This window comes from Campylobacter concisus (genome assembly GCF_002913745.1).
Lineage (GTDB): Bacteria > Campylobacterota > Campylobacteria > Campylobacterales > Campylobacteraceae > Campylobacter_A > Campylobacter_A concisus_R.
Genome location: NZ_PPCG01000037.1, coordinates 1 through 4,172, shown reverse-complemented (window position 1 = coordinate 4,172; position 4,172 = coordinate 1). Strand labels below are relative to the sequence as shown.

At 36.0% G+C, this 4,172-nt stretch carries 2 protein-coding genes and 2 pseudogenes; all 4 read right to left on the bottom strand.

The window, feature by feature from the left end; genetic code table 11:
• On the bottom strand, window positions 1-280 hold a 280-nt coding region (locus CYO90_RS05300; protein ID WP_181000219.1), incomplete at its 3' end, for a hypothetical protein.
• 26 nt (window positions 281-306) lie between these two features.
• A pseudogene (locus tag CYO90_RS05295) lies at window positions 307-1,472 on the bottom strand (Cj0814 family flagellar-dependent secreted protein).
• Window positions 1,473-1,568: 96 nt separating this feature from the next.
• Entirely contained in the window at window positions 1,569-3,323 is a 1,755-nt protein-coding gene (locus CYO90_RS05290) for a response regulator (protein ID WP_103578736.1), read from the bottom strand.
• Window positions 3,324-3,429: 106 nt separating this feature from the next.
• Window positions 3,430-4,172: pseudogene (locus CYO90_RS05285) on the bottom strand (Cj0814 family flagellar-dependent secreted protein); the annotation flags it as partial.

Below are 4,172 nucleotides of genomic sequence, written 5' to 3'. Positions count from 1 at the left end.
CATCTTTTGAAAAAGTGTCGTCATAGCCCATTAGCTTGCCAAGTATGCTTACTCTTGGCTCTCCTTCACCTTTTACAAATCCAGTGAGTGAGTGATCATATCTGTCGTATTCTCTTGCTCTTTCTTTATCATCTAGCCTTGCATACTTAGGAAATGTCATACCATGACCCATATCGTTACTAAGTATCTCGTTTATATCGTTAAATTTAAAGCCCATCTCTCTTGCTATGTTCTCTCTTGAGAGATAGTTAGGGGTTGAAAGATTATTAGAAATTTGCATTTTACTATCCTTAGTTTCTTTTAAATTTACGCCTTTATATCAACATCTCTTTTTGTGCCAAGCATATCTACTAGATATTTTCCAGCTGGATTTTCATTTAGCTCTTTTACTAAATTTAAAGGTGGCATGCTAAATTTTAAAAAGCTATCCATAAAGTCCTTGCTTTTTTTGCCATCTTTATCTATCTCACCAAAAAGAAGCTTTAACATTTTTAGATTATGCTCCATCATCTTTTTAAATGATAGCTCGTCTTCTTCGTCTGAATACTTACCGACAAACCCAGTCGTTAGATCTACATAGACAAGGTCTCTTTTATACTTAACATACTCTTGCATATATGCAGGCATACCAGCTAGATCAGAGTCGCTTGCCTTGTTGAAATTTGCTCCAAATTTCATCTCACCATAAGCTCAAATAGCTCAAATGCTCTACTAAATTCTTTGCTATCTACGCTCTTATCAAAGCCTTGCTTCTTTCCAAAAACGGTGGTTTCACCTTCTTTGACGTCAAGGTTGCTATTTATGACGGCTGCTAAAAGGCCACCTTTGGTTATAGAGCCATCTTTATTTGTATATCTTTCGCCGTGCGGATCGATAAAAACACCACTTCCCACACTCTCCTTGCCGCCATTGTTGTTGTTAAAGATATCTGTTGTTGGCTTTAATGGCTGCCTGCCATCTCCGCCATTAAAGCTTGGATTGAAAAAGAGCGTGCTTATCATCTGCTTGTTTGACTCTTTGTAGTTAAAGCTAGAAGCAGCTGCATCGAAGTCGTAAATAGAGCTATGAATTTTTGTTACTTGCATGCTTTGGCGGTTATAAGAAAAGCCTTGTGGGAAATTTCTTATCTCATCTAAGCTAAAGCTTTCTTTTGAATTTAGTATATCTTCGCCAACTACTTGGGAGAGAACTTTGTAGGCATTATTTACAGTTTTTAGTATATCGATGCTGTCAAAAACCCTTTGCATATAGTCAGGCTGCGTCGCTATCCTGACTAAAGACTCCAGTGTGCTTGAGTGAATTTTATATCCGCTTGGTATGCCAGCTTGCTTGTTAAACTCATCTGTAAAGTATCCATCTTTATCTACCTTGTAGCCTAAAACCTCTGAGCTGGTTTGGTTTGTAGAAATTTTGGTTGATACCTTTATGTTCTGCTCTAAATTCAAGGGGTAGCTACCAAGTGTGTTTATCATCTAGTATCCTTTTAGTTTTAACTCACACCAAAGATATCGTCTTTTTTATGAAAAGATTTATTTTGCAAAGGCTTTTTAGTCTGCATAAATTTACTCCTAAACTCTCGTATCTACCTTTTTATAAAGCCTATCTTTGCTGGATAGCTCTTTAAATTTTAGGTCGTTTTCAAGGTAGGTAATGTTGTAAATTTCTTTAGTGGTGATACTTTTGCCGTTTTCAAGTCCGATCAGGAATTTACTTGTAAATTTATCAGAGAGGTTTTTAACTAGCTTTGCTCCAAGCTCTTTTAGACTAGATATCTTCTCATCTTGCTTTATGCCTATATCTTTAAAGTCAAGTCTATTTAGCTCTACATCATTCATAGCTTTAGCATCTAAATTTATACTTGCTCTTTTGCTATCTTTGTCGTCTTTGCTGATTAGCTTGCCAGTGTCGCTATAAATTTCTTTTACCTCTAGCTCTCTTCCGCTATCAAATTTAAGCGTGATCGTGCCATTTTTGTTTAGCTTCATGGCTATTACGCTGTCTGTGTCATTTAGAGCAGCTGCTGCCTTGCTCGTATCACTTTCAAAAGCATGCTTTACTCTTTCTAAATTTTCTAGGCTAAACTCAAGCCCAGTCGCTTTTTCAAACTCACTCTCCATAGCGATCATATAAGATGACTTTGTGACTTTTAGCTTTGAGATGAGATCATCTGCGTCTTCTACATCATTTTCTTTTAAATTTTTACTTACCCACTCTACATCTTTGCTGTGAGCGCTAGACTCTTTTTGGTAGTCGTTATAAAATTTCATAAAGCTATCTTTTTGATAGCCTGCGTATGAAAAGCTCTCATCTTGTTTAGATTCAGAAGGTTTTATGATAGGGTTAAACTCACTAAGCTTTTTCTTGCCGTCAAAGCCAACTTTCTCATAGGCAAAGTTGTTTAAGCCACTCTTGTCGTTAAATATCTTATTATCCCTAAGATCTACCCAGCCGTTTTGGTCTGCATGGTCTTTGAAAAATTTATTAGTCTCTTCTTTGCCTATCTTTTGGTAGCGATACTCGGCTGAAAATAGAGTATAAGGGTTTGAGTTGTTTAAACTAACTCTATAATCAACCGTATTCTTGCTAGCAAAGTCCATAGCCTCGTAGCTTAAATTTCTAATATCCTTTTTGATAAAGTCGTTTAGGTTTATCTCGCTCGTAACTTCGCTTAGTTTAAAAATTTTCTCATTACCGTCTTTGTCGTAGCCTCTAACTTTTAGCTTATCAAAGTATTTATCGCCAGAATTTATCACTCCATCCTTGTTGCTATCAAAGTTAAATAAAAATCCATTTGCGTCTAGCTTGCCTATGCCTAGTTTGTCATTATCGTCATAAAGATCCAAAAAGACCTCTACGTCACCTCGTGAAGTTTTTATCGTTTTTTCATAGGCGTAGTCATTTAAATTTGTAAATTTAGTATCTGCTGCTGCGATGGGCTTAACGGGAGTTTTTGAATTTATAGATGAAAAATAGGTGCTAGTTTGATCCACTTTCCTTAGTGCTGAGGCATCTTCGCCAAAGAGATACTTGTTCTCAAAGTCTTCTTTGCTCCAGTTTCTCCTCTGGATATCTCTATAAGAAAAAGCTTGATTTAGCCCAATATCTGTTTTAGAGTAGTCTGATTTCACACCACTGGTGCTGGCGCTTTGGATGATAGAGTAAGTGCTATTTGAGATAAGCTTAGTAGCGATGTCTTTAAGCTCAGACTTTAAATTTGTGTTGTCTAAAGTTTGCACTCTATCTACACCAAGAAGTAGCCTTGAGTGGATCATGTTTTTTGGCAAATCTATTTTTATGGGTTGTAAATTTTGTGTTACCATCATTTTAAATCCTTTTAAAATATATAGCTTATATCGGCAAAAGTAAAAAATGTTTAGTAGTATGGTAGCCAAAAGGGCTTAGAGCGAATGCCTACTATGTTATATATTTTTAGAGCTCTCTTACCTTCGTCCTCTCATCAAATTCTTTTAAAACGTCCATTATCTTACTTGCTAGCCCCTCGAGTGTTTGATCTTTTTTAAGCTCTAAATTTCTAAGCTTTAAAATCCTAGCTAGTATATCTTTTAGATCTTTTTTGCCAGATAGTATCTCATCATAATAAGCCTTTGGTATGCCTATCTCACTTCTATCTTGTTTTGTAAGTATTAATGAACTTTTATACACACTAAGAGCCTCGTCAGTTATCCTTGTTGTGCCACCTTGCAGCACAAGACCTTGCTCGTTTTTCAAAAATGCTACAAAGATTTGCTCCTTTGTATAGCCTTGTTCATTGTCATATACAGACATATCAGGCTTGAAGTCATATCCAGCACTGCTAACCCACATATAAGGGATAGTATGCTCAGTTGTCATAACTTCTGGAGAGAAGTCAAGAAAATTTCCATTGACTTCTACATTTATATCGCTTAGATCATCCCATAACCTATGTGCATCGTCTGCATCTTGTGCTGTTCTAAATACATGAGTTATCTTTTCATTGCTCCTATCAGTTAGCCCATCTATCTCATCGCTAGTCATCCTACCCATTAAGTATTCAACATGCTCTATTTTTTTATCTTTTGAAAAGTAGCCTTTTGGCATCTTTGCTAGATCTTCATTTGAGTAAAACTCTTTACCCTTACTAATAACTCCAGCTGAAATTTGATCAAAAATTTTATAGTATTGCTTGATAG